19 protein-coding genes, 1 tRNA gene and 1 pseudogene are annotated in these 22,582 nt (G+C 63.6%); 12 read left to right on the top strand and 9 right to left on the bottom strand.

The features are described from left to right. Positions 1-16: 16 nt before the first annotated feature. The 3 genes from D6B98_RS00255 to D6B98_RS00245 all read right to left on the bottom strand — a co-directional run bounded on the left by D6B98_RS00255 (position 17) and on the right by D6B98_RS00245 (position 3,087). Positions 17-1,198: an acyl-CoA dehydrogenase family protein gene (locus D6B98_RS00255; RefSeq protein ID WP_126254956.1), complete on the bottom strand. Its 1,182-nt coding sequence runs from the start codon at positions 1,196-1,198 to the stop codon at positions 17-19. A gap of 12 nt (positions 1,199-1,210) precedes the next feature. Then, positions 1,211-1,948, bottom strand: coding sequence for an SDR family oxidoreductase (locus tag D6B98_RS00250; RefSeq protein WP_126254955.1), 738 nt, complete (start codon positions 1,946-1,948; stop codon positions 1,211-1,213). A gap of 506 nt (positions 1,949-2,454) precedes the next feature. Further along, positions 2,455-3,087: a 2-hydroxychromene-2-carboxylate isomerase gene (locus tag D6B98_RS00245; protein WP_126254954.1), complete on the bottom strand. Its 633-nt coding sequence runs from the start codon at positions 3,085-3,087 to the stop codon at positions 2,455-2,457. A gap of 214 nt (positions 3,088-3,301) precedes the next feature. On the opposite strand from D6B98_RS00245, the gene D6B98_RS00240 reads away from it, so the two are divergent. Then, complete coding sequence (locus D6B98_RS00240; RefSeq protein ID WP_126254953.1) at positions 3,302-3,820, top strand: winged helix-turn-helix transcriptional regulator; 519 nt, start codon at positions 3,302-3,304, stop codon at positions 3,818-3,820. A gap of 118 nt (positions 3,821-3,938) precedes the next feature. On the opposite strand, the gene D6B98_RS00235 is transcribed toward D6B98_RS00240, so the two are convergent. Beyond that, on the bottom strand, positions 3,939-5,744 hold the full coding sequence (locus D6B98_RS00235; RefSeq protein ID WP_245481198.1) for an AMP-binding protein: 1,806 nt from the start codon (positions 5,742-5,744) through the stop codon (positions 3,939-3,941). Between the two features lie 100 nt (positions 5,745-5,844). Beyond that, positions 5,845-7,044 carry an ABC transporter substrate-binding protein gene (locus D6B98_RS00230; RefSeq protein WP_126254951.1) on the bottom strand — a complete coding sequence of 400 codons (1,200 nt, stop codon included), beginning with the start codon at positions 7,042-7,044 and terminating at the stop codon, positions 5,845-5,847. 913 nt (positions 7,045-7,957) lie between these two features. On the opposite strand from D6B98_RS00230, the gene fabF reads away from it, so the two are divergent. Next, positions 7,958-9,217 (top strand): beta-ketoacyl-ACP synthase II, encoded by a 1,260-nt coding sequence (gene fabF / locus D6B98_RS00225; RefSeq protein ID WP_126254950.1) that lies wholly within the window; start codon positions 7,958-7,960, stop codon positions 9,215-9,217. An 8-nt stretch (positions 9,218-9,225) separates the two neighbouring features. Next, positions 9,226-9,441 (top strand): annotated as a pseudogene (locus D6B98_RS00220) (AAA family ATPase); the annotation flags it as partial. 122 nt (positions 9,442-9,563) lie between these two features. Here D6B98_RS00220 and D6B98_RS00215 read toward each other — a convergent pair. The 4 genes from D6B98_RS00215 to mnmA all read right to left on the bottom strand — a co-directional run bounded on the left by D6B98_RS00215 (position 9,564) and on the right by mnmA (position 12,407). Further along, positions 9,564-9,640, bottom strand: a tRNA-Met gene (locus D6B98_RS00215). A gap of 270 nt (positions 9,641-9,910) precedes the next feature. Next, positions 9,911-10,267, bottom strand: a complete 357-nt coding sequence (locus tag D6B98_RS00210) for a hypothetical protein (RefSeq protein WP_126254949.1) — start codon at positions 10,265-10,267, stop codon at positions 9,911-9,913. A gap of 46 nt (positions 10,268-10,313) precedes the next feature. Beyond that, positions 10,314-10,952 carry a class I SAM-dependent methyltransferase gene (locus tag D6B98_RS00205; protein WP_126254948.1) on the bottom strand — a complete coding sequence of 213 codons (639 nt, stop codon included), beginning with the start codon at positions 10,950-10,952 and terminating at the stop codon, positions 10,314-10,316. A gap of 273 nt (positions 10,953-11,225) precedes the next feature. Next, entirely contained in the window at positions 11,226-12,407 is a 1,182-nt protein-coding gene (mnmA, locus tag D6B98_RS00200) for a tRNA 2-thiouridine(34) synthase MnmA (protein ID WP_126254947.1), read from the bottom strand. A 347-nt stretch (positions 12,408-12,754) separates the two neighbouring features. Between mnmA and D6B98_RS00195 the strand changes: the two genes are divergently transcribed. The 9 genes from D6B98_RS00195 (at position 12,755) to D6B98_RS00155 (ending at position 22,479) form a co-directional block, all read left to right on the top strand. After that, the gene (locus tag D6B98_RS00195) at positions 12,755-14,359 is read left to right on the top strand and encodes a flagellar hook-length control protein FliK (RefSeq protein WP_126255843.1); all 1,605 of its coding nucleotides are present in this window, start codon (positions 12,755-12,757) and stop codon (positions 14,357-14,359) included. Positions 14,360-14,371: 12 nt separating this feature from the next. Then, entirely contained in the window at positions 14,372-15,076 is a 705-nt protein-coding gene (locus tag D6B98_RS00190) for a flagellar hook assembly protein FlgD (protein WP_126254946.1), read from the top strand. 382 nt (positions 15,077-15,458) lie between these two features. Then, positions 15,459-15,734 carry a CtrA inhibitor SciP gene (gene sciP / locus D6B98_RS00185; protein WP_002714638.1) on the top strand — a complete coding sequence of 92 codons (276 nt, stop codon included), beginning with the start codon at positions 15,459-15,461 and terminating at the stop codon, positions 15,732-15,734. A 193-nt stretch (positions 15,735-15,927) separates the two neighbouring features. After that, complete coding sequence (gene fliF, locus D6B98_RS00180) at positions 15,928-17,538, top strand: flagellar basal-body MS-ring/collar protein FliF (protein ID WP_126254945.1); 1,611 nt, start codon at positions 15,928-15,930, stop codon at positions 17,536-17,538. A gap of 18 nt (positions 17,539-17,556) precedes the next feature. Beyond that, positions 17,557-18,654, top strand: coding sequence for a flagellar motor switch protein FliG (gene fliG, locus D6B98_RS00175; RefSeq protein WP_126254944.1), 1,098 nt, complete (start codon positions 17,557-17,559; stop codon positions 18,652-18,654). Continuing rightward, positions 18,654-19,277: a FliH/SctL family protein gene (locus tag D6B98_RS00170; protein ID WP_126254943.1), complete on the top strand. Its 624-nt coding sequence runs from the start codon at positions 18,654-18,656 to the stop codon at positions 19,275-19,277. The genes fliG and D6B98_RS00170 overlap by 1 nt, the downstream gene beginning before the upstream one ends. 3 nt (positions 19,278-19,280) lie before the next feature. Beyond that, positions 19,281-19,631 (top strand): flagellar motor switch protein FliN, encoded by a 351-nt coding sequence (gene fliN, locus D6B98_RS00165; RefSeq protein WP_018318401.1) that lies wholly within the window; start codon positions 19,281-19,283, stop codon positions 19,629-19,631. 46 nt (positions 19,632-19,677) lie between these two features. Next, positions 19,678-21,063, top strand: coding sequence for a sigma-54-dependent transcriptional regulator FlbD (flbD, locus tag D6B98_RS00160; RefSeq protein WP_126254942.1), 1,386 nt, complete (start codon positions 19,678-19,680; stop codon positions 21,061-21,063). A gap of 267 nt (positions 21,064-21,330) precedes the next feature. Further along, positions 21,331-22,479 (top strand): M20 family metallopeptidase, encoded by a 1,149-nt coding sequence (locus tag D6B98_RS00155; RefSeq protein ID WP_126254941.1) that lies wholly within the window; start codon positions 21,331-21,333, stop codon positions 22,477-22,479. The last annotated feature ends 103 nt before the right edge of the window (positions 22,480-22,582 follow it).

The raw sequence follows: 22,582 nt of genomic DNA, 5'->3' as shown, positions 1-22,582 counted from the left end.
CCTCTCGATACTCTGGCTAGAGACCAAGCACAGCTTTTGCGATGATGTTGCGCTGAATCTCGTTCGACCCGCCATAGATGCTGAGCTTGCGAGAATTCAGATACTTCTCCGACGCGGTGTGCCCGTATTCAGGGCCGGGCATGAAGCGATTGGCGCTGGCCGGTTGCTCTCGCAGCGCGAGCCCGTGACTGCCGATCGCGCGGTGGGTCAGTTCGGTGATCCTTTGGAAGATCTCCGTGCCGCGGATCTTGAACAGCGATGCGGCCGGTCCGGGATCGATGCCGCGCGCCATCTGAGCCACGACACGCAGCTCGGTCGCCTCGAGCGCCAGGACGTCAAGCTCGACGAGGGCGATCTCGCGCTGGAAGTCGAGATGCATCGGATCGTCGGACGGGATCTCGGCTTCAACGATTTGCTTCAGCTTGTTGATGTAGCGTGTTGACCGGCCGATGCCGGCCATGCTGGTGCGTTCGTTGCCGAGCAGAAACTTGGCGTAGGTCCAGCCCTTGTTTTCCTCGCCGATCAGGTTCTCGACGGGGACACGAACGTTCTCCAGAAAAACGTCGTTGACCTCATGGCTTCCGTCGATGGTGATGATCGGTCGCACGGTGACGCCCGGCGACTTCATGTCGATCAGCAGGAAGGAAATGCCGGACTGTGGTTTGGCATTCGGATCGGTCCGCACCAGGCAGAAGATCCAATCCGCGTGCTGAGCGAGCGTCGTCCAGGTTTTGTGGCCATTAACGATATAGTGATCGCCCTCGCGCACGGCCTTGGTGCGGACGGTTGCCAGGTCAGAGCCGGAGCCCGGCTCGGAATAGCCCTGGCACCACCAGTCCTCGCCCGACAGAATACGCGGAAGAAACTTCTTCTTCTGGGCCTCGTTACCGAACGTGTAGATGACGGGCCCCACCATGGTGACGCTGAATGCCAAAGGCGGCAGCGTGCCGGCCCGGCTGGTCTCCTGTTCGAAGATAAAGCGGCGCGTAATCGACCAGCCGGGCCCGCCGTACTCCTTGGGCCAGAGAGGCGCGATCCAGCCCTTCTTGTGCAGGATGCGATGCCAAAGCAGCGATTGCTCCTTGGTCAGGTCGGTCTCCGGATTCGGGACGCGCATTTCCGCGGGGTAGTTTTCCGCGATGAAGGAGCGCACCTCGTCCCGAAATGCGGCATCCTCTGGGGAAAGCGCCAGCTCCATCCTGTCTGCTCCTCACCACTTCTCGCCGAAGGGACGAATCTCCATCTCGAACGTCCAAGCGCTTTTCGGCTGCTGGTAGAGCTGCCAATAGGATGCAGCGACGGAGGACGGCGGCATCAACGCATCCGGATCATCCAGCGCGTTTGGCCCGAGAGCCTCCAGCCGCCGCTGCCGAACCCATTCGGTATCCACGCCGGAATCGATGATCAGATGCGCGACGTGGATGTTCTTCGGGCCAAGCTCGCGGGCCATTGCTTGCGCGACCGCACGAAGTCCAAACTTGGCGCTCGCGAAAGCTGCATAACCGCTGCCGCCTCGGAGCGAGGCGGTCGCCCCGGTAAAGAAGATGTTGCCACCTCCGTGCGGCAGCATCAGGCGGGCCGCCTCGCGACCTGCCAGAAAGCCGGAATAGCAGGCCATTTCCCAGACCTTGCGGAAAACGCGTTCTGTGGTCTCCAGAATCGGGAAATTGACGTTCGCTCCGATGTTGAAGATGCAGACTTCCAGCGGCGCGTGCTTGTCCGCATCGTTGAGGAAGGAGATGATCTCGTCTTCCTTGCGAGCGTCGAGCGAACGGGCGTGAATCTCTCCGCCGGCCGCCTCGATGTCTTTGACGAGCGGAGCCAGCTTTTCGCCGTTACGACGGCCGGCGAAGACCGTGAAGCCTTCTGCGGCAAACTTCTTGGCGATCTCGCCGCCGATGAAATCGCCGGCGCCGATGACAGCCGCGGTTGCATTTCTTTTCTGCACGGGCGTGCTCCCTGTGAGGTTATACGTCGCTTGCGAACGATCTAGCCGTGAACCCGCCGGACCTCGTCCGTCGACGCACTCGCGGCCTTATGGAAGGTACATAGCGTTCTTTTTTAGAACTCGTCAATTGATATTTGACGTTGGTGCTTCGAACTCGCAAGGCGCACCACGTTCCGACTTCAAGCTAAACCGGATTTCGAGGCTGGCAGCCGAGCACGGCAGAAGATGCGCCCTCCCGATCCGAGGACAGTTCGTTCAAAGTGAACTCGCTCACGGCACAAAGTCGAAGGACATCAGCGCTGTCCTTTATCGGGGCCGCGATTGCATCTAAAGATGTTGCCGCCGAGCGCACCACTTCACCGCAGATGGCGCAGCTATTTCAGTGGTCACGCCCGAGGGCGAGCGTCGTCGAAAAGCCTGGCCTGCTAGATCCGAAACGATCACCGCGGGCGAGTTGTGGCCGGCAGCGACTCCCATTTCATGATCGCCGAACTTCGATGCGGATATCACTTCGCCTTGGAAGTCGCCCCACTGGATTGTTCGACGATGGATTCCTCAACGTCCCGCAACTGATCTTTGCCGAAGAACATTTCCTTGCCGACGAAGAAAGTCGGCGAGCCGAACGCGCCACGGCTCACAGCATCGTTAGTCAGCTCGATGAGCCTCTTCTTCACGTCGTCGTCCTGCGCACGCTTCGCAATGCGATCGATATCGATGCCTGAAGAGATGAACGCGCTGCGGAAAACCTCGGGATCGTCCATCTTCTTCGGTTCTTCCCACATATGGTGATAGGCGGCCCTGAAATAGGGCTCGAACACGCCCTCGGACTGCGCCGCAACCGCGCAGCGCATCAGCATGAGGGTGTTGACCGGGAAGAAGGGGTTGATGCGGAACTTCGTCACGTTATGGCGACGAATAAACCGCTGCGTCTCGAGCGTCTGGTATTCCGGCTTGTTCTTGATTCCACGCAGGGAATCGAACGGCGACATGTTTCCGGTGGCCTTGTAGATGCCGCCAAGGAGGATCGGGACGTAGTCGAATTTGGCGCCGGTGCGCTGCTCGATGCCCGGGATCGCGACCTCGGCCAAATAGGCGTTCGGGCTACCGAAATCGAACAGGAACTCTACTTTCGGTGTCATATCGGCGCTCTCCGGACAGTTCGATGACGATGACGTTCGCAAGATCATCTTGTCTTTTTTACAGTTCTATTTTCGAACTGTCAAACCGATCCCGAGCAATTTGGGCGATTTTTCCGGGAGCTATTGTTTGGGGATCAGTACCTAACTAGAATGATATGACTTTATTTCCCCCTCTGGAGATTCGTGGAAGAATGGTTGGTATTGGAGACCGCGGATGAAATGGAAAGAACTCGAGGAAGAGCCATGTTCGATGGCCAGGACTATCGCGGTAATCGGCGACCGATGGACGCTGCTTATACTGCGCGAATGCTTTCTGCGGACTCGCCGCTTCGAGGGATTCCAAACCGCGCTGGGTATCACTCGCCATCTGCTTGCCGAGCGATTGAAGAAGCTTGTTCGGCAAGGCATTCTTCGGCGAGTCCCCTATCAGGAATCACCCAAGCGCCACGAATATATCCTGACGCAGAAGGGCCTCGACCTCTATCCGATCATGATGGCAATCGTCCATTGGGGCGACACTCACATGGTCGACGAACGCGGTCGGCCACTCCTGCATCAGCATCGCAACTGCGGTAAGAACTTCGACCCCGTCATGGTCTGCTCCGAGTGTGGCGAGCCAATTTTGGCCAAAGAAGTCCATACGCATCCGGGCCCTGGCGCCAGGGGCCCCCTCGCGCAAAAGGAAATGGAAGCGCCGGCCCGAAAACCCAAAGCGCGGCGTAAGGTTGCCTGATCACTCCTGCCCTGCGAAACCGGCCAAGTCACTACGCGTGCAGTGACTGAATAGCCGACCGCTTCGCCGCGATCAGCTTCCATGTCGGGCACCACCTGGGCGTTCGACGTACAAGAGTTCAAACTCGGATCACGCCGGGGGTCGGGGCGGAGCAGTAGAGAGATTCGACCTGGTCCGACCGGCACTTCAAGACGGCGCGTTGATTGACGTATGCCTTGTCGGTGATTTCTCCAGCGGCGATTGACGGCGGCTCCTTGAGCAGCACGAACGAATGAGCACTTTCGCTGCTGCCAACGGTCCGGTTGTATTCTTGCAGCCGGTCCTTAAGGAACTGCACGACGACGGGATCACTGCTCAGGTCGGACGACGGCTGCGGGGAGATCCGCGCAGCCTCCGTCGGGTTCAGCCAGCAAAGCAGACCGCAGTGCTCTCGGTTTTCACCTGCAATCACCACATCCGACAGCACGCCGCGGGTAGCCGCCAGGATTGCGGCACGCATGTTCCCGATCGACACCCAGGTCCCGTTGGCGAGCTTGAAGTTCTCGGAAATCCTGCCCGTAAAGCGAAGTCCGGATTCGGGTTTCTCGGGGTCCATGAACGAGACTGTGTCGCCGATGCGATAGAAGCCTTCCTCATCGAAGGCTTGCTCCGTCAAGTCCGGCCGGCCGAGATAGCCAGGCGTGACGTTGGGACCTTTGACCCGCACCTCGTATGTATCGGAAACGGGAAGCAGCTTGAGCTGCAAACCCGGCGCAGGAAGGCCGATTTCTCCCGGTCGATCGGTGGCCCAATGCGTCGTACTGATCGTTGGCGCCGTTTCCGTCGTACCGTAGCCGGACATGACAGGAATACGCCGGCCGGTGATCGATGACGTCAACCGGTAAAGACGCTCGAGCGTGTTCTGCGAGATGGCTGCGCCGGCGTAACTTATGCGATCCAGCCGCTTCAGGATACGCGCGCCAATCTCGGAATCCTTCTCGATGGCGTCGCAAAGAGAATTGTAACCGGCTGGCACGTTGAACATGGCGGTCGGTGAAACCTCTTGGAGATTGAGGAGCGTCTTGTGGAAGAGCTGCGGCAATGGCCGGCCGTCGTCGATGTAGAGCGTCCCTCCATTCTTGAGTATGCCGTGCAGGATGACGTTGCTTCCCATTGTGTGGTGCCATGGCATCCACTCGACCTGAACAGGCGCTTCGGAGGGAGCGACCAGCAAGCTTCCCATTTGCAGAGAGCTCGCCATCATGCGGTGAGTATTCAGGACGCCCTTGGGAAGGCCCGTCGAGCCCGACGTGAACAGGACTTTCGCAACGGAATCGCAGGATACAGCGCGGGACGCGCCTTCAAAGCCTTGGTAGCTGCTCCTCTTCTCCGTCAGGTCGGAATAGCGCACCGTTTCGGGAGCGCCGTCTACGCTGATCCAGGTTGCCGCTTTCAGTTCCGGAATGGAGCGGGCGGCTGAGAACTCGCGTCCGCTTTGCACGAACACGAACTTCGGGCGAAGCACCCCTGCGACATCTTTCAGCCGTGCCAGACCGCCGGGCATCAACGTGTAGTTCGGCGAGACTGGCGCGAAAACGACGCCGATCGACATCGCGCCGAAAGACATCACCGCGTTCTCTATGGAATTCCCGGAGAGGATGGCGAGGTTATCTGAAGGCTTCGCATCCATCTCGATCAGGCTTTGGCCAACAGCCTGAACCAAGGACCAGGCCTGGCTATATGTGATCTCGTCCCATCCGCCGCTTGAATTGCGTTGAGCCAGGAAAATGCGGTCGGGAGCGGCTTTCGCCCATTTCGGCAGGAAGTCCGTGATGCGCCAATCGCACTCCCCCAGTTCGATCGGCGAGCTCAAGATGAGCGTACCGTCGCTCCGACGCTGCAGGGAGACCTCTTTGGGCGCGAATACAGGTGCGTTCGTTGACATTGAAGATGATCCCATGACTTCGGACTCGCGCGGACGGCTTACCTCAGGAGGTCAACGGCGCATGCGATGACGCGCCGTTTTCTATTTTCTACGCGATCAACTACTCGGATTTCGCGTCAAGCACGTCGCCGAACAACTGAAAGGTCGTTCCGGTCCAGCGCTGCAGCCGCATTTGGGTCGACATCATGTTCGAGCTTTCGCTGGTGTTGACCTCGATGCCCGGTAGCGCGACGGGGACCACGACGTTCTTGAGATTCTTTGCTTGCGCCAGGATATTCTTGCGGGAGAGATCGTTGCCGCATTGCTTCAAAATCTGCTCGAGCAGAACTCCCTGTTGATATCCGAGCGTATAACTTCCGTTCGTGATGTCGGCGCCGGACAGATACTTCTCGAAGAAGCTCTTATAGGCTTGCATGCCAGGATCGTTCTTCCATGTCTCGTCTGCGACGTCCTTGCTGATCGTGCCTGCGATCACGCCGATCGATTTGTCGAGCCCGGCCGGCGCGAGCGTGCCACCAACGGATGCGGAGGGATAATTGATAATGACGGTCGCCTTCCATCCAATCACCGAGGCCTGCCTGATCGCCTGCGCTGCAAACTTCGGTGTTCCGGCGATCACGAGAGCCTCGGCGCCCGAGCTCTTGAGATTCGTGATCTGTGAATCGATCGTCGGCTCGGTAACCTCGTAAGAGGCGGTCACGACCTTTCGGTCGAAGTCGCGCCCCAGATACGCCTTGAAGGCATTGACGTAGTCCTTACCGAGGTCGTCGTTCTGGTAGAGAATTGCGTATTTCGCATTGGGAAGCGTCTTGGTCAGATACTTGGCGTAGATCTTCCCTTCGGTATCGTAGCTGACGAGACCGGTCGTCATCAGGGGATAATTCGCGACATCCGTGAACTTGGATGAGCCGCTGACGATTGCGAGGCTAGGCACCCCTTTCGCCCTGAGATACTTGGCCGTAGCCGAGAGGCCGGGCGTACCCAGTTGGCCGAACATGAAGGACACTTCGTCGCTCTCGACCAGCTTGCGCACGTGCTCCACCGCCTTGGGCGGACTGTAGGAGTCATCGTAGGCGATGTAGTTGATCTTCCGACCGTTCACGCCGCCTCGGTCGTTCAGGGACTGGATGTAGGCGATAAGCCCCTTGCCCACGAGCCCGATCGATGATGCCGGTCCGCTGAAGGGGAAAACCCCTCCAACCTTGATCTCAGTTTCGGAGATGCCGGGCTCTTCCGCCGCGGACGCGGGGCCGCTCAAGAGCACAGCTAGAGCTATCGCGATTTTCCATTTCGCTGTCATCGATCGTCCTCCCCACGCGCGCCTGTCGGGGCACGCCAGTATGTTGGTTGACCTTCTGCTTTTCGCGCTCGCCCGCCGGTCTCCGACCGGAGTGAGGGCTTGAGGTCTGGGTCGAACCTTATCGTTCTTTTTTAGAACTCGTCAAGCGTCTCCGTGATCTGATGCCTGCGGCACATTCAGCCGATATCATTCTGAGCGGTGACTTTGCTTGCGAGAGCTCCACACATCAATCCGACCAATTACTTCCGAAATAGAACTTATATGCCAGAAGACGGACTGGGCCCCCGCCACTGGGACGCACGTCGTCAAGTACTGCCAACGCCCTGTACCCGCCGTCACGACCGGCTTGCGGCATCGTCCCTTGAGCGCAAATGCATCAATGTTGCTCGGAGAAATATCGATTTCTCGGCGTCATGGCGGGTGTGAACGAGTTCTTCTTCGCCGGATTGTCGATCATGATCTTGAGCATTCGACAGTGGACTGCCAGCGGCTGGCGCCCTGACAACGTGCAAGCCCCGGACGTTTGAGGCTGACCTGTCTGGCGGCGAGTGGGCTCCCGAACCGGCGAGGAGACCTTTCCGAGGAGAGGCGCAGACCGACATCGCGCAGCTTGGGAGAAGTCCGAACGAGATCGGCGAAAGCTCTCCGGGAGAGCTTCCTTTCCCGGCACTGAAAACAAACCCTATTGACCATTATTCATCAATAGTTACTTGATATTTCGAAGCTACCCTGGCAATTTGTACAGGCGTAGCTATTTGCAGGGGTAGAGCACGGCTCCCTATCACGGGTGAAGACGTCCCCCTCATCGCTGGAGAAGAAGTTCAGAAGGACCGATACTGCAGACGCATGATCGGGATTTCTCTCCCTAGCTCTGGCAATAGACCATCGTATCTCCACAAAACCGGATCCTTACATGCGCCGAATAGTCGTCACAGGAATAGGGCTGGTCTCTCCGCTCGGCTGCGGCGCGGAGGTGGCGTGGTCCCGGCTGCTTGCCGGCAAGTCCGGGCTGACCATGCTGCCTGAGTGGGCTTCCTCGCTGCCGGGGAGAGTTGCCGGGCTCGTGCCGGCTAAAGCCGATGACGTCGATGGTGGCTTCGATCCGGATCTGACCATCCCGCCCAAAGAGCAGCGGAAAATGGATCGGTTCATTCAGTTCGCGTTGGTGGCAGCTGCGGAGGCCGTCAAGCAGGCTGGCTGGACCCCTACCGACGAAGGCTCCCAGGAGCGGACAGCGACGATCATCGCTTCTGGAATCGGCGGATTTCCAGCCATCGTCGAAGCGGTACGGACGACCGACCAACGTGGCGTCCGCCGCCTGTCACCCTTTACCGTGCCGTCCTTCCTGGCAAATCTCGCCGCCGGACACGTTTCGATACAGTACGGCTTCAAAGGGCCGATCGGCGCTCCCGTCACGGCGTGCGCCGCCAGTGTACAGGCAATCGGCGATGCGGCTCGATTGATCCGCGCGGGTGAGGCCGACGTGGCGGTCTGCGGAGGTGCAGAAGCTTGCATCGACCTGGTCAGTCTTGGAGGGTTCGCTGCGGCTCGCGCAATCTCCACGCACTTCAACGACAGGCCCTCGCAGGCGTCTCGCCCGTTCGATCGGGACCGCGATGGATTCGTCATGGGCGAAGGCGCCGGAATTCTGGTGATCGAGGAGCTCGAGCACGCTCGCGCGCGCGGGGCTCTGCCGATCGCCGAACTCGTCGGCTATGGCACTTCCGCCGACGCGTATCATATCACGTCAGGCCCTGAAGACGGCTCAGGCGCACGGCGAGCGATGGAAGCGGCCTTGCGGCAGGCTAACCTCGATCCGCGCAACGTACAGCATCTCAATGCTCACTCGACCTCGACGCCGGTCGGCGACAACTCCGAGCTGGCCGCCATCAAATCCGTTTTCGGAACCCACGGCGGCATCGCCGTGAGTGCGACAAAGTCGGCGACCGGTCATTTGCTGGGCGCGGCAGGGGGCGCCGAGGCCATCTTCGCGATCCTCGCCGTCCGAGACCAGATAGCCCCTCCCACGCTCAATCTGGAAAATCCGGACGAGGCAGCGGAAGGCGTCGATCTCGTCGGACCAAAGGCCCGAAATATGGCGATGGACCATGTGATCTCGAATGGTTTTGGATTTGGCGGCGTGAACGCCAGCGTCATCTTCAAGCGCTGGTAGGGGGTCGCATCGTCGACGTGCACTTCCCCGGCATCAAGAAGCGCCTGGTAGAGGAAGCCCTGCGCATCTTCTTCGAGGTGCGCGAGGTGCCCGGCCTGAAGAAGAAGCCGTCGACCTCGGAGCTGCTGGACTGGCTCAAGCTGCTGCTCAACGAGAACATGAGCGTCGAGCAGCTGCGCGAGCGCGATCCGCGCAAGCTGATCCCGCCGCTGCACGGCGCGCTGCAAACGCAATCGACCTGGAGTGAAACTTTGAAACCTCTCGACAACCCGATCGGCACGAGGTGGTCACCCATGTCTCAGGTAGGTTTCGTTACCTATGTGTCCGGGCTGGACACGCGGGAATGTGGTAGCGGGGGAGGGACTCGAACCCCCGACCCCAGGATTATGATTCCCGTGCTCTAACCAGCTGAGCTACCCCGCCACAGGGATCGCGGCGGCGAACAAGGCCGATCTCGCGAACGCGCGGCATATAAAGAAGGGGGCGGCGGGAAGTCAAGCAAAGCGGCCGGCTTTTTCGGCCCTCGGCAAGGCTTGTCGACAAGCCGCCTTTCGCAGATACGGCCTCTTTTCCAATGAGTTCTTCCCCGCCCTGAGAACGCGGATGCCCGGGCCTTCGCCTCGCCGAAGCGGCTTCGGCCGCGCAGGCGGGACGAGCCCGGGCATGACGGCATTTGGGGATGCGGAGCGAGCCCTATTTCGGCCGCACGTTCGGGTCGCCGCCCGGGCTGCCCGGAGGCGGGATGACCGGGGTGTTGCCGCCGGTGTCGGGAGCCGGGGCGTGCATCTCGGGGTCGACGCCGGCGGGCGGGCAGAGCACGCCGTCGGACTTGGCCAATCTGTCGCCGAGCGGTTCCCGGGACTGGCCGGTGGTGGTGCCGTCCGAGGAGCGGCCGAGCCGGTCCTGCGGGGTGCAGTTGGCGGCATGTTGCGGGGAAGGCGGCGCGGTCGCTTGCGGCGGCGTCGCCGGGGCGGGCGGGGCCTGCGCGATCGCACTGCCGGCGGCGGCGATCAGGAGGCTGGCCAGAATGATGTTTGATGTCGTGCGCATGGGAGGGAAACGCCCGCGCGATGCACCCTGTTCCCTGCCCGCCCGATCACGATTTGACGTAGCGGATCAGCGAAAAGTGCCCCATCGGCGGCATCGGGCGCCGCTCGGCCAGTGTGATGCCGCCGTGCCTGGCCGCCCAGCCCTCGAGGCGGGCCCACGGGAATTCCGGGCGCCAGCCGAGGCGGCGTGCGATCGGCGCGAAGGCGAGCTCGAACAGCTTGCGCGGACCGCTCTCGGCGCCGATGTGATTGACCAGGATCAGCTCGCCGCCAGACTTGAGCACGCGCACGAACTCGTCGAGCGTGCCTTCGGGATCGGGCACGGCGGTGATGACGTATTGCGCCACCACCGCGTCGAAGAAGTTTTCGGGGAAGGCGAGGTTCTTCGCATCCATCACCGAGAGCACTTCGACGTTGGAGAGCCGAAGCGCGCGCACGCGCGCCTGCGCCTTGCGCAGCATCGGCTCGGAAATGTCGACGCCGCAGATCTTCGTGGTGCGTGAATAATCGGACAGCGAGAGCCCGGTGCCGACACCGACGTCGAGGATGCGGCCGCCGATGCGGTCGGCCTCGGCGATGGTCGACTGCCGGCCGGCGTCGAACACCTTGCCGAACACGAGATCATAGACCGGCGCCCAGCGGCCATAGGCCTTCTCGACCCCGGCCCGCGAGATGTCTGCTGCCATGCCCCTGCCCTGCCTGTTGCTCTTACTTACACCGGACGATCATTAGTGAGATCGAAGTCAGCCCCGAACTCGGTCTAGCGCCTCTCCCGCTCTTGTCCGCCGAAGCCTTGGCGAAGGCGGATGCGGGAGAGGTCGGCGCGTAGCGCCGGGTGAGGGCTTTAGCCGCTCGCGAGATATCGGTAGTGGAGAGAGCCCTCTCCCCAACCCTCTCCCACAGGCGGGAGAGGGGGCGCACCTCCGGTGTCGCGAGAGCGCGATTCGATCTCATGATGCTCAGCCGCGAATCGCCTCTGCGAGCGGCCTTGCCGTGTCGCTTGCGACCTTCGCGGCGGCGCTCTGGATGAAGCCGCCGCCGAGCACGCGCGCCTGCCCGCTGGCTGCGTCGTAGAACACGCAAGCCTGGCCGGGCGAAACGCCCTCCTCGCCGGCGACGAGCTCGACCTCGTAATGGCCGTTGCCGCCGCGCAGCCAGGCCGGCTGGGGGCTGCGGGTCGAGCGCACGCGCACGAACAGTTCGAGGCCGCCGCCGATGGCGCGGTCGATGTCGCCGTCGCCGATCCAGTTGACGTCGCGCAAGGCGATGCGGTGCATCTTGAGCGCATCGCGCGGGCCGACGACGACGCGGCGGGTCGCAGCCTCCAGCCGCACCACATACAGCGGCGCGGATGCCGCGATGCCGAGGCCGCGGCGCTGGCCGACAGTGAAATTGGCGATGCCGTTGTGGCGGCCGAGCACGCGTCCGTCGAGATCGACGATCTCGCCGGGGTCCATCGCGTTCGGCCGCAGGCGCGTGATGATGTCGGTGTAGCGCCCGGTCGGCACGAAGCAGATGTCCTGGCTGTCGTGCTTGTCGGCGACGGAAAGGCCAAAGCGGCGCGCGAGCTCGCGCGTCTCCGGCTTGGTCATGTCGCCGAGCGGGAAGCGCAGGAAGTCGAGCTGCTCCTGCGTGGTCGCGAACAGGAAGTAACTCTGGTCGCGGTCGGCGTCGGCCGCGCAGACCAGCGCGCGCGAGCCGTCCTCGCGGCGGCGCGAGGCGACATAATGGCCGGTGGCGAGCGCCTGTGCTCCGAGCTCGCGCGCGGTCTTCAGGAGGTCGCGGAACTTGACGCTGCGGTTGCACTCGATGCACGGCACCGGGGTCTCGCCGAGCGCGTAGCTATCGGCGAAATTGTCGATGACGGATTCGCGGAAGCGGTCCTCGTAATCGAGCACGTAATGGGGAATGCCGAGCTTGGCGGCGACGTCGCGGGCGTCGTGGATGTCCTGGCCGGCGCAGCAGGCGCCCTTGCGATGGGTCGCCGCGCCATGGTCGTAGAGCTGCAGCGTGATGCCGACGACGTCGTAGCCTTCCGCCTTCAGGAGCGCAGCCGTCGTCGAGGAATCGACGCCGCCCGACATGGCGACGACGACCCTGGTGTCCTCAGGACGGCCTTCGAGATCCAGACTGTTGAGCATGGGCCTTTAAGGGTTGTGACGGCGGCGCGCGGCGATCCGCGATTCTTGCTTCTCGCGGGACATCGGCGATCCCCGGGAACTCGAGTTCCCGAAAGGCACGATTGCCCGGTCGAAAGCGGCTGAGAGTAACCTCTTTAATATAGGCGCCATTCCGGTGAAGCAATCACGCGGGCGGCCGGCTTAGGGCAATTCTTGCCGGGGAGGCAGAAATGGCGGGGTTGCGCCGGGCCGGCAGCCGCACCTTCAAATTCCTAAGCTATTGATTTTATTGTATAAAGATGCACGTGGCAACGCTGGCCCGCTCCTTGCTCCCCTTGATGCCGAAGTTTGTTGCCAAGGGGTCGCCTGTGGTCGGTCGTACGTCAGATGTCGCGGCAAGCGTGCAAGTTTCGAGCGCGCAGCAAAAGCCTGCCCGGCCGCAGAGCGCCAAAGAGGCGTCCGCAAGCGACTCCTTCGGGTCGCTGGTCGACAGCAACACCCAGGCGATCAACACCAATGCGGCCGCGCAGGCCCAGGACAGCGCGCCGCGCCGGAGCGAGTCGTCCTCCGTGGACAAGGGCCCGCGCGACGCCTCATCGACGGATCAAACCTCGCAAAGCAAGGCGAGCGACGAGACCGACGCGTCGGCACCCACCAAGGCCGACAAGGCGAGCCATGCCGCCACCGATGCCGGCAAGGACACCGGCGAGGTCAAGGACAAGTCCGAGACATCCGACGCCAAATCGGCCGATACATCCGAGCAAACCAAGGGCGACAAGACCGAGGCCGCCGATGGGCTCGCGGCCGCCGTCGATGCCGCGCCGGCCGACGCGGCGCAGGCGGCCATGCCGGATCCCAACGCGATCGTGGTTGCCGCACCGGTGGTCCCAACCGATCCGAACTCCGCGGCGAACCAGGCCGCCACTTCCTCGCCGCTGACGATCGCCGCCGCCGGCCTTGCCGCCAGCGCTTCAACCGCGGCGCAGATCGCGGGCACCAAGACCGACACCGCCACGCCGGGCGACAAGAGCGCCAAGATCGCCGGCGCCAAGGTTGATGCCGACACCTCGGCGACGCTGGCCGATGCCGCGACCGGCGCAACCGACGAGGTTACGGCCGAGGCCAAGCTGAACGGCGGACTGATCCCCGTCCATCAGGGCACGCCGAAGACCTCGTTCCAGGCCGCCGCCACCGCGCAAGGACAGTCCGACGTCTCCAATATCGGCCAGGACACCGCCAAGGCGAATGCCGCCCCGACGCAAGCACCAGGCCCGACGGCCGCCAACGCCGCCGCGCATGCGCAAGGCTCCAAGCCGCAGGCAGATGGCGCAGCGACCGAGGCGAAGCCCGGCGCCGCGGACCGGACGCCCGACGCGATCCCGGCCGCACCGGCCGCCCAGGCCCATGCCAATGCGCAGGCCGCTTTCAACACCGCCGATGCGAGCGCGCAAGCCGCCTCCGCCGTGCAGGCGCCGCTGACCAACGCGACCTCGACCGCGTCCGCATCGACCGCGACGCTGACCGCGACCGCGGCCAGCGCGACGGCGGTGCCGATCAACGGCGTGCCGGTCGAGATCGCGGCCGCGATCCGCTCCGGCAGGTCCCGATTCGATATCAGCCTCGATCCGGCCGAGCTCGGCCGCATCGACGTGCGCATCAATGTCGACCGCGCCGGCAACGTGACCTCGCATCTCACCGTGGAGAAGCCGGAGACGCTGCAGATGCTGCGCCAGGACGCGCCGCAATTGCAGCGCGCGCTCGACGATGCCGGCCTCAAGACCGGCAGCAACGGGCTGTCCTTCAGCCTGCGCGACCAGAATTCGTCGGGCCAGAACTCCGGCCAGAACAACGACAATGGCGGCAATGCCCGCCGGCTGATCATCAGCGAGGACGAGACCGTCGCCGCCGCACCCGTCGGCCGCAGCTATGGCCGCATGTATGGGCCGAGCAGCGGCGTCGACATCAGAGTGTAAGGAGTATTCGACATGACCACCACGAATGGCGCCACGGCCCCTAGCGTCGTCTCCGGGACGACCGAGCTGCCGAAATCCTCTTCGTCGAACACGCTGAGCTCGACCACGGGATCGACGCTCGCCGGCAACTTCCAGACCTTCCTGACGCTGCTGACCACGCAGCTGCAGAACCAGAACCCGCTGGATCCGCTCGACACCAACCAGTTCACCCAGCAGCTGGTGCAGTTCGCCGGCGTCGAGCAGCAGCTCAAGACCAACGATGCGCTGGCCCAGCTCGTCACCCTGCAGCAGACCACGCAGGCGACCCAGGCGCTGGGCTTCGTCGGCAAGACCGCCCTGGTCGACGGCACGACCGCGACCATGAAGAACTCGTCGGCCACCTGGCATCTCAACGTGCCCTCGGATTCCACCGTCGACATCACCGTCGCCAATGCCAGCGGCCAGACCGTGTTCACCGGCAAATATACCGCCGCCGCCGGCACCGACATCCCCTTCACCTGGAACGGCCAGGGCAATGACGGCACGCAATGGCCCGACGGCAAGTACACGATCTCGGCCACGGGCAAGGACGTGGCGAACAATAATGTCGGCATTTCCGCGCAGGTGCAGGGCACCGTGTCGTCCGTCGACCTGACCCAGTCGCCGCCGCTGCTCACCATCGACGGCGCCAGCTACACGCTCAGCCAGGTCAAGAGCATCATCGCGACAAGCAATTGAGGAACGGCTGCCCACCAAACATTCGGTGTCATCCCGGCGAACGCGGGGATCCATAACCCCCGGACGTGGTTTTCGCGTGAGGTCGTAACCCCGAGTCGTCGTCAAACGATTCCCTGGGTTATGGATCCCGGGCTCGCGCTCCGCGCGCCCCGGGACGACAGTTGAGAGCTTTGCAGCGTCGCGTGCAGGCCTCATTCGTTAGTAAAGTATTTACGAAGACCCCCTCGACCGGCCCGGATGCCACCGTCCCGCCGGCCGACACGGCCTCGTCTCAGCATTTTCAACGAGAATTGTATTGAAGCCTTAGGCTTAGCGGATTTTTAAGCCGCCGGGCGTAGGGTTACGGATGTGAGTTCAGTGGTTGAGAGTTTGTGAGTACGCCATGACAGAACCCCATCGCCCGAGGGTAAAATACGTCATCGGGCCGGACGGCAGTCCGTTGACGATCGCGGATCTGCCTGCACCCGGCACCAAACGCTGGGTCATCCGCCGCAAGGCCGAAGTCGTCGCCGCTGTCCGTGGTGGACTTCTCTCGCTCGAGGAGGCCTGCAGCCGTTATACCCTGACGGTCGACGAATTCCTCTCCTGGCAGTTTTCCATCGACCAGCATGGTCTGGCGGGTCTTCGCACCACCCGCATCCAGCAATATCGCCAGTAGGCGATCCCGGAAATCTGCGGCTTTTGACGAAAATCGGCCTCGCCCTGCGGGGCCGATTTTTTTCATATCGCACTTTGGCGCGACTTTTGTCCGACCTCTTAACCTTCGTTAACCATATCGAAACCATCCCCTAGGCAATAATTGCCCAGTCGGCCTTTCCAGTGAAAGCGGCCGAATCTGTTGGGGCGGTTGCTTGCAAGGTCTTGCGGACTTTCTGAAGAGTATCGGCGCCGCCCGGTTCGGGGCGATGATCGCGGTCACCGCCGCGCTCATCGGCTTTTTCGCGTTCGTCATCATGCGCGTCACCACGCCGCAGATGACGACGCTGTTCACCGACCTCAGCGTCGAGGATTCCTCCGGCATCATCAAGGACCTGGAACGCCAGGGCATCCAGTTCGAGATCCGCAATGAGGGTTCCATCATCATGGTGCCCAAGGACAAGGTCACGCGCCTGCGGATGAAGCTCGCCGAGGGCGGCCTGCCCAAGGGCGGCGGCGTCGGCTACGAGGTGTTCGACAAGTCCGACGCGCTCGGCACCACCTCTTTCGTCCAGAACATCAATCACCTTCGCGCGCTGGAAGGCGAGCTCGCCCGCACCATCCGCGCCATCGACCGCATCCAGGCCGCCCGCGTCCACCTGGTGCTGCCGGAGCGCCCGCTGTTTGCGCGCGAGGCGCCGGAGCCGTCGGCCTCGATCGTGGTGCGCGTCCGCGGCTCGCTGGAAGCCCAGCAGATCCGCGCCATCCGCCACCTCGTCGCCTCCGCCGTCAACGGCCTGAAGCCGCAGCGGGTCTCGATCGTCGACGAGGCCGGCCAGCTGCTCGCCGACGGCGCGGCGGCCGATCCGGAGCAGGCGGTCGGCGACGAGCGCCGCATCTCCTTCGAGAAGCGGATGCGCAAGCAGGTCGAGGACATCGTCTCCTCCGTGGTCGGCTCGGGCCGCGCCCGCGTGCAGCTCTCCGCCGATTTCGACTTCAACAAGGTCACGCAGACCTCGGACAAGTACGATCCCGAAGGCCGGGTGCTGCGCTCCAGCCAGACCCGCGAAGAACAGAGCATGACCGCCGACAACAACGGCCAAGTCACCGTCAACAACGAGCTGCCCGGCAACCAGCAGAACAGCGGCGCCACGGCCAAGGACCAGAGCAAGAAGACCGAAGAGACCAACAATTACGAGATCTCCCGCACCACCAAGACCGAGGTGACGGAAGCCGGCCGGGTCAACCGCATCTCGGTCGCGGTGCTGGTCGACGGCATCTATTCCAAGAACGACAAGGGCGAGCTGGCCTATCAGGACCGCACCAAGGAGCAGCTCGACCGCATCGCCGCGCTGGTGCGCTCGGCCATCGGCTTCGACCAGAAGCGCGGCGACCAGGTCGAGGTCGTCAATCTGCGCTTTGCCGATGCGCCCTCCACCGCTCCGATCGGCGAGCCTGGCGGCCTTCTCGGCATGCTGCAGTTCACCAAGGACGACGTCATGTACTTCGTCGAGCTCGGCGTGATGATGCTGCTCGGCCTGGTCGTGCTGTTCCTGGTGATCCGCCCGCTGGTCAAGCGCATCCTCGCCTCCGACGAGGTTGCCGCCGCCATCTCCGGCGTCCTCAGCGGTCCGGCGGCTTCCGAGGAATCCGCGCCGTCCGCCCAGCCGCTCCTGCCGAGCGGCGCCGCCAGCGCGATCGACGTCGCCACCATCCAGGGCCAGGTCCACGCCCAGTCCGTTCATCGCGTCGGCGAGCTCGCCGAGCGCAACCCCAACGAAACCGTCGCCATCGTCCGCCAATGGCTGAGCGAATCCGCAAAATAGTACGAGAAGTGATCTGACATGGCCGCCGCATTGCAAAACGCCAACAGCAACGACATCACCAGCGTGATCTCCACGCTCGGTCAGCGCGCCAACACCCGGGCAAAGGACGGCAAGCCGGCCGAACAATTGTCCGGGCCGAAGCGCGCCGCGATCCTGATGCTTGCGCTCGGCGAGCAATATGGCGGCAAGATCTGGAGCCTGCTCGACGACGACGAGGTGCGCCAGCTCTCGCTTGAGATGTCGACGCTCGGCACCGTCGAGGTCGACACCGTCGAGGACATGCTGCTCGAATTCGTCTCGCGCATGTCGGCCTCGGGCGCGCTGATGGGCAATTTCGACGCCACCGAGCGCCTGCTGCAGCAATATCTGCCGCCGGAGCGCGTCAACGGCATCATGGACGAGATCCGCGGCCCCGCCGGGCGCAACATGTGGGAGAAGCTCTCCAACGTGCAGGAAGAAGTCCTCGCCAACTACCTCAAGAACGAATATCCGCAGACCATCGCGGTGGTGCTGTCGAAGCTGAAGCCGGAGCATGCCGCGCGTGTGCTCGGCATCTTTCCCGAGGACCTCGCGCTCGACGTCGTCAACCGCATGCTGAAGATGGAGGCGGTTCAGAAGGAGGTGATCGAGAGCGTGGAGAAGACGCTGCGCACCGAATTCATGTCTAACCTGTCCCAGACCCGCCGCCGCGACGCCCACGAGGTGATGGCCGAAATCTTCAACAATTTCGACCGCCAGACCGAAACCCGCTTCATCACCTCGCTGGAGGAGGACAACCGGGAATCGGCCGAGCGCATCAAGGCGCTGATGTTCACCTTCGACGACCTCGTCAAGCTCGATTCCGGATCGGCCCAGACCTTGATGCGCAACGTCGACAAGGACAAGCTCGGCGTCGCGCTCAAGAGCGCCAACGAGGACGTCCGCAACTTCTTCTTCGGCAACATGTCCTCGCGCGCGGCCAAGATGCTCCAGGACGACATGGCGGCGATGGGCCCGGTCCGCCTGCGCGACGTCGACGAGGCCCAGGCGTTGCTGGTCAACCTCGCCAAGGACCTCGCCGCCAAGGGCGAGATCATGCTGACCAAGAACCGCGCCGACGACGAGCTGGTGTATTGATGGCCGCTCCGGCGAAATTCCTGTTCGATACCGACTTCGCGGCGCCCGAGCGGGCGACGCGCGAGAAGGCCGCGACCGCGGCCGAGATCGCCCAGAAGGTCGCGGAAGCCGAAGCGCGCGCCTATCAGGAAGGCTTTGCCGCCGGCCAGCGCGACGCCAAGGCCGAGAGCGACCGCCGCGTCGCGCTCGCCATGGAGGAGATCAACATCGGCATCCGCGGCATCGCGGCCGGCATCGGCAACATCGAATCGAAGATGGAGACCGAGGCGGTCGACGTCGCGGTGGCGGTCGCGCGCAAGCTCTGCGCCGACCTCGTCGCCGCGGAGCCGCTCGGCGAGATCGTGGCGCTGGTCAAGGACTGCTTCTCGCATCTGGTCGCGACGCCGCATCTCGTCGTCCGCATCAACGATGCGCTCTACGACGCCGCCCGCGAAAAGATCGAGCGGCTCGCCAAGCAGAGCGGCTTCGAGGGCCGGCTGGTGATCCTGGCCGAGCCGGAGATTGCCACCGGCGACTGCCGGATCGAATGGGCCGATGGCGGCGTCGTGCTGGAGCGCGGCGCCATCGCGGCCAAGATCGACGAAATGGTCGGACGCTATGTCGCGTCCCGCAGGGGGAGTTAACCCATGAGCGACACCGACGGACAGGTCCCGCTGCCCGATCTCAACGGCCCGATGCCGCCCACCGGCACGGACGTCGGCTACAACGAGGACGAATATGCGGCGCGCGCCGCCGCCGACCTCGAGGCCGTGTTCGACGTGCCGGTACAGGTCTCGGCCGTGCTCGGCCGCTCCAAGATGGACGTCAGCGAGCTCCTGAAGCTCGGGCCCGGCACCGTGCTCGAGCTCGACCGCCGCGTCGGCGAAGCCATCGACATCTACGTCAACAACAAGCTGGTCGCCCGCGGGGAAGTCGTCCTGGTTGAGGACAAGCTCGGCGTGACCATGACCGAAATCATCAAGACCGAACGCAGCTAATAAGGAATGACGCGCGGCAGCGCGACCAGACGGACAGGAGACTGACATGCGGCTTCTCATCGTTGGCACATTGAAGGGCCAGCTCACCACCGCCACCAAGATCGCGATGGAGAACGGCGCCACCGTGACCCACGCCGAGGATCACGAGCAGGCGATGCGGGTGCTGCGCGGCGGCAAGGGCGCCGACCTCCTGCTGGTCGACGTCGCCCTCGACATCCGCGACCTCGTGCTGCGGCTCGAGGCCGAGCACATCCACGCCCCGATCGTCGCCTGCGGCATCACCAACGACGCCCGCGCCGCGGTCGCCGCGATCCATGCCGGCGCCAAGGAATACATCCCGCTGCCGCCCGACCCCGAGCTGATCGCCGCGGTGCTGGCCGCCGTCGCCAACGATTCCCGCGAGCTGGTCTATCGCGACGAGGCGATGGCGAAGGTGATCAAGCTGGCGCAGCAGATCGCGGGCTCCGACGCCTCGGTAATGATCACCGGCGAGTCCGGCACCGGCAAGGAGGTGCTGGCCCGCTACGTCCACACCCGCTCGACGCGCGCCAAGCGTCCCTTCATCTCGATCAACTGCGCCGCTATCCCCGAGCATCTCCTGGAATCCGAGCTGTTCGGCCACGAGAAGGGCGCCTTCACCGGCGCGATTGCCCGCCGCATCGGCAAGTTCGAGGAGGCAACCGGCGGAACGCTGCTGCTCGACGAAATCTCGGAGATGGACGTCCGCCTGCAATCCAAGCTGCTGCGCGCCATCCAGGAACGCGTGATCGACCGCGTCGGCGGCACCAAGCCTGTCCCCGTCGACATCCGCATCATCGCGACCTCGAACCGCAACCTCGCGGAAGCGGTGCGCGAGGGCACGTTCCGCGAAGACCTGCTGTTCCGCCTCAACGTCGTGAACCTGAAGATCCCGCCGCTGCGCGAGCGCCCCGCCGACATCCTGGAGCTCGCCCAGCATTTCGTGAAGAAATACGCCGAGGCCAACGGCGTGCCTCTGCGCCCGATCTCGGCGGAAGCGCGCCGCGTGCTCTCGGCCAACCGCTGGCAGGGCAACGTCCGCGAGCTCGAAAATACCATGCACCGCGCGGTGCTGATGGCGCAGGGCGACGAGATCGGTGCCGACGCCATCATCACGCCGGACGGCGACCGCCTCGACCTCGCCAAGACGCCCCCCGCCGTCGCCCACGCCACGATGGCCGCCGAGCAGGTGACGCGCGCGCTGGTGGGGCGCACCGTGGCGGATGTCGAGCGCGACCTGATCCTGGAGACGCTGAAGCACTGCCTCGGCAACCGGACCCATGCCGCCAACATCCTCGGCATCTCGATCCGCACGCTGCGCAACAAGCTCAACGAATATTCCGACGGCGGCATCCCGATCCCGCCGGCGGGCACCCCCGGCGAATATCCGCGGATGCCGGCGATGGGGGCGTAAGCGGCTTTCTGCGAATATCGAGGATGCGGATGCCCGGGCCTGGTCCCGGGCATTTTGTTTGGAAGAGTGCACATTCGCCTCCGTCATTGCGAGGAGCGTAGCGACGAAGCAATCCAGCCTGCCTCCGCGATCAAAGCCTGGATTGCTTCGCTTCGCTCGCAATGACGGCGTCGAAAGCACTCGCCGCATACCGGGATCGCGCCGCACGACTAGGACGTCCGCGCGCAAAGTCCTATAACCGCTCGCGACAACCACGCGAGGGTAAACATGTCTGAAGCTCAAATCACGGACTGGCTGGCATCGCAGAAGCAGGCGATGATCGATCTGCTCCGCGATGTCGTGAACATCGATTCCGGTTCCTATGACAAGGAGGGCGTCGATGCGGTCGGTGCGCGGTTCGAGCGGCATTTTGCCGAGCACGGCATTCCGAGCCGCCGCGAGGCCAACGCCACCTTCGGCGACGCGATCCATGCCGAGGTGGCAAAGCCCGGCAGCAACGAAAAGCCGGTGCTGTTGATGGGGCATCGCGACACCGTGTTCGGCAAGGGCGAGGCCGGGCGCCGTCCCTTCACCATCACGGATGGCCGCGCCTACGGGCCCGGTGTCGCCGACATGAAGTCCGGTCTCGTCATGAACGTGTTCGTCGCAACCGCCTTTCACAAATTCGGCGGCAACCCGCATCCGATCAAGCTGCTGATCACCTCGGACGAGGAGATCGGCTCGCCCTCGTCCCGGCCCGTGATCGAGCGCGAAGGCCGCTCCGCCCGCGCCGTGTTCAATTCCGAGCCCGGCCGCCCCACCGGCAACGTCGTCACGGGGCGCAAGGGCGGCATCTTCATGCATCTGGGCATCACCGGCAAGGCCGCGCATTCCGGCGCCAACTTCGCCGCGGGCATCAGCGCGATCGGCGAGCTCGCGCACAAGATCGTGCAGATCCACGCGCTGACCGATCTCGACAAGGGCATCACGCTGAATGTCGGCCTGGTCTCGGGCGGGCAGTCCGTCAACACCACGGCGCCCTACGCCGAGGGGCAGATCGACCTGCGCTATGTCGATCCGGCCGATCGTGCACGGATCATGGCCGCGATCGAGAAGATCGTCGCGACCTCCTACGTGCCGGGCACGAGCGCAACGCTGACGATCAAGGGCGAGTTCGTGCCGGTGGTGCAGAGCGCGGATTCAAAGACGCTGTTCGAGAACTATCAGGCGGCCGCACGGCAGGTCGGCCTCACCACGCTGCAGGGCGAGTTCTCCGGCGGCTGCGCCGATTCCGGCTTCACCGCCGCGGTCGGCACGCCGACCATCTGCGGCCTCGGCCCGGTCGGCGGGCTCGCGCATACGCCGGAGGAATATCTCGAGGTCGATAGCATCGTGCCACGCGCGCAGGCGCTGGCGCTGGCGATTTTGCGGGGATGAATGACGGTGCCGTAGGGTGGGCAAAGGCGCACTTGCGCCGTGCCCACCATTGCCCTCGTCGGACAGAAGTCGTGGGCACGCTTCGCTTTGCCCACCCTACGAA

It is taken from the genome of Bradyrhizobium sp. LVM 105 (assembly GCF_003957705.1).
GTDB lineage: Bacteria > Pseudomonadota > Alphaproteobacteria > Rhizobiales > Xanthobacteraceae > Bradyrhizobium > Bradyrhizobium frederickii.
The sequence above is the reverse complement of the archived record's forward strand: the minus strand, read 5'-3'. Positions and strand labels throughout refer to the sequence as shown.

Excerpts from the sequence above, each read along its gene's own strand:
- D6B98_RS00255 (WP_126254956.1), bottom strand. The coding sequence starts at position 1,198 with ATGGAGCTGGCGCTTTCCCCAGAGGATGCCGCATTTCGGGACGAGGTG.
- D6B98_RS00245 (WP_126254954.1), bottom strand. The coding sequence starts at position 3,087 with ATGACACCGAAAGTAGAGTTCCTGTTCGATTTCGGTAGCCCGAACGCC.
- D6B98_RS00240 (WP_126254953.1), top strand. The coding sequence starts at position 3,302 with ATGAAATGGAAAGAACTCGAGGAAGAGCCATGTTCGATGGCCAGGACT.
- D6B98_RS00235 (WP_245481198.1), bottom strand. The coding sequence starts at position 5,744 with ATGTCAACGAACGCACCTGTATTCGCGCCCAAAGAGGTCTCCCTGCAG.
- D6B98_RS00230 (WP_126254951.1), bottom strand. The coding sequence starts at position 7,044 with ATGACAGCGAAATGGAAAATCGCGATAGCTCTAGCTGTGCTCTTGAGC.
- fabF (WP_126254950.1), top strand. The coding sequence starts at position 7,958 with ATGCGCCGAATAGTCGTCACAGGAATAGGGCTGGTCTCTCCGCTCGGC.
- D6B98_RS00210 (WP_126254949.1), bottom strand. The coding sequence starts at position 10,267 with ATGCGCACGACATCAAACATCATTCTGGCCAGCCTCCTGATCGCCGCC.
- D6B98_RS00205 (WP_126254948.1), bottom strand. The coding sequence starts at position 10,952 with ATGGCAGCAGACATCTCGCGGGCCGGGGTCGAGAAGGCCTATGGCCGC.
- mnmA (WP_126254947.1), bottom strand. The coding sequence starts at position 12,407 with ATGCTCAACAGTCTGGATCTCGAAGGCCGTCCTGAGGACACCAGGGTC.
- D6B98_RS00190 (WP_126254946.1), top strand. The coding sequence starts at position 14,372 with ATGACCACCACGAATGGCGCCACGGCCCCTAGCGTCGTCTCCGGGACG.
- sciP (WP_002714638.1), top strand. The coding sequence starts at position 15,459 with ATGACAGAACCCCATCGCCCGAGGGTAAAATACGTCATCGGGCCGGAC.
- fliG (WP_126254944.1), top strand. The coding sequence starts at position 17,557 with ATGGCCGCCGCATTGCAAAACGCCAACAGCAACGACATCACCAGCGTG.
- D6B98_RS00170 (WP_126254943.1), top strand. The coding sequence starts at position 18,654 with ATGGCCGCTCCGGCGAAATTCCTGTTCGATACCGACTTCGCGGCGCCC.
- fliN (WP_018318401.1), top strand. The coding sequence starts at position 19,281 with ATGAGCGACACCGACGGACAGGTCCCGCTGCCCGATCTCAACGGCCCG.
- flbD (WP_126254942.1), top strand. The coding sequence starts at position 19,678 with ATGCGGCTTCTCATCGTTGGCACATTGAAGGGCCAGCTCACCACCGCC.
- D6B98_RS00155 (WP_126254941.1), top strand. The coding sequence starts at position 21,331 with ATGTCTGAAGCTCAAATCACGGACTGGCTGGCATCGCAGAAGCAGGCG.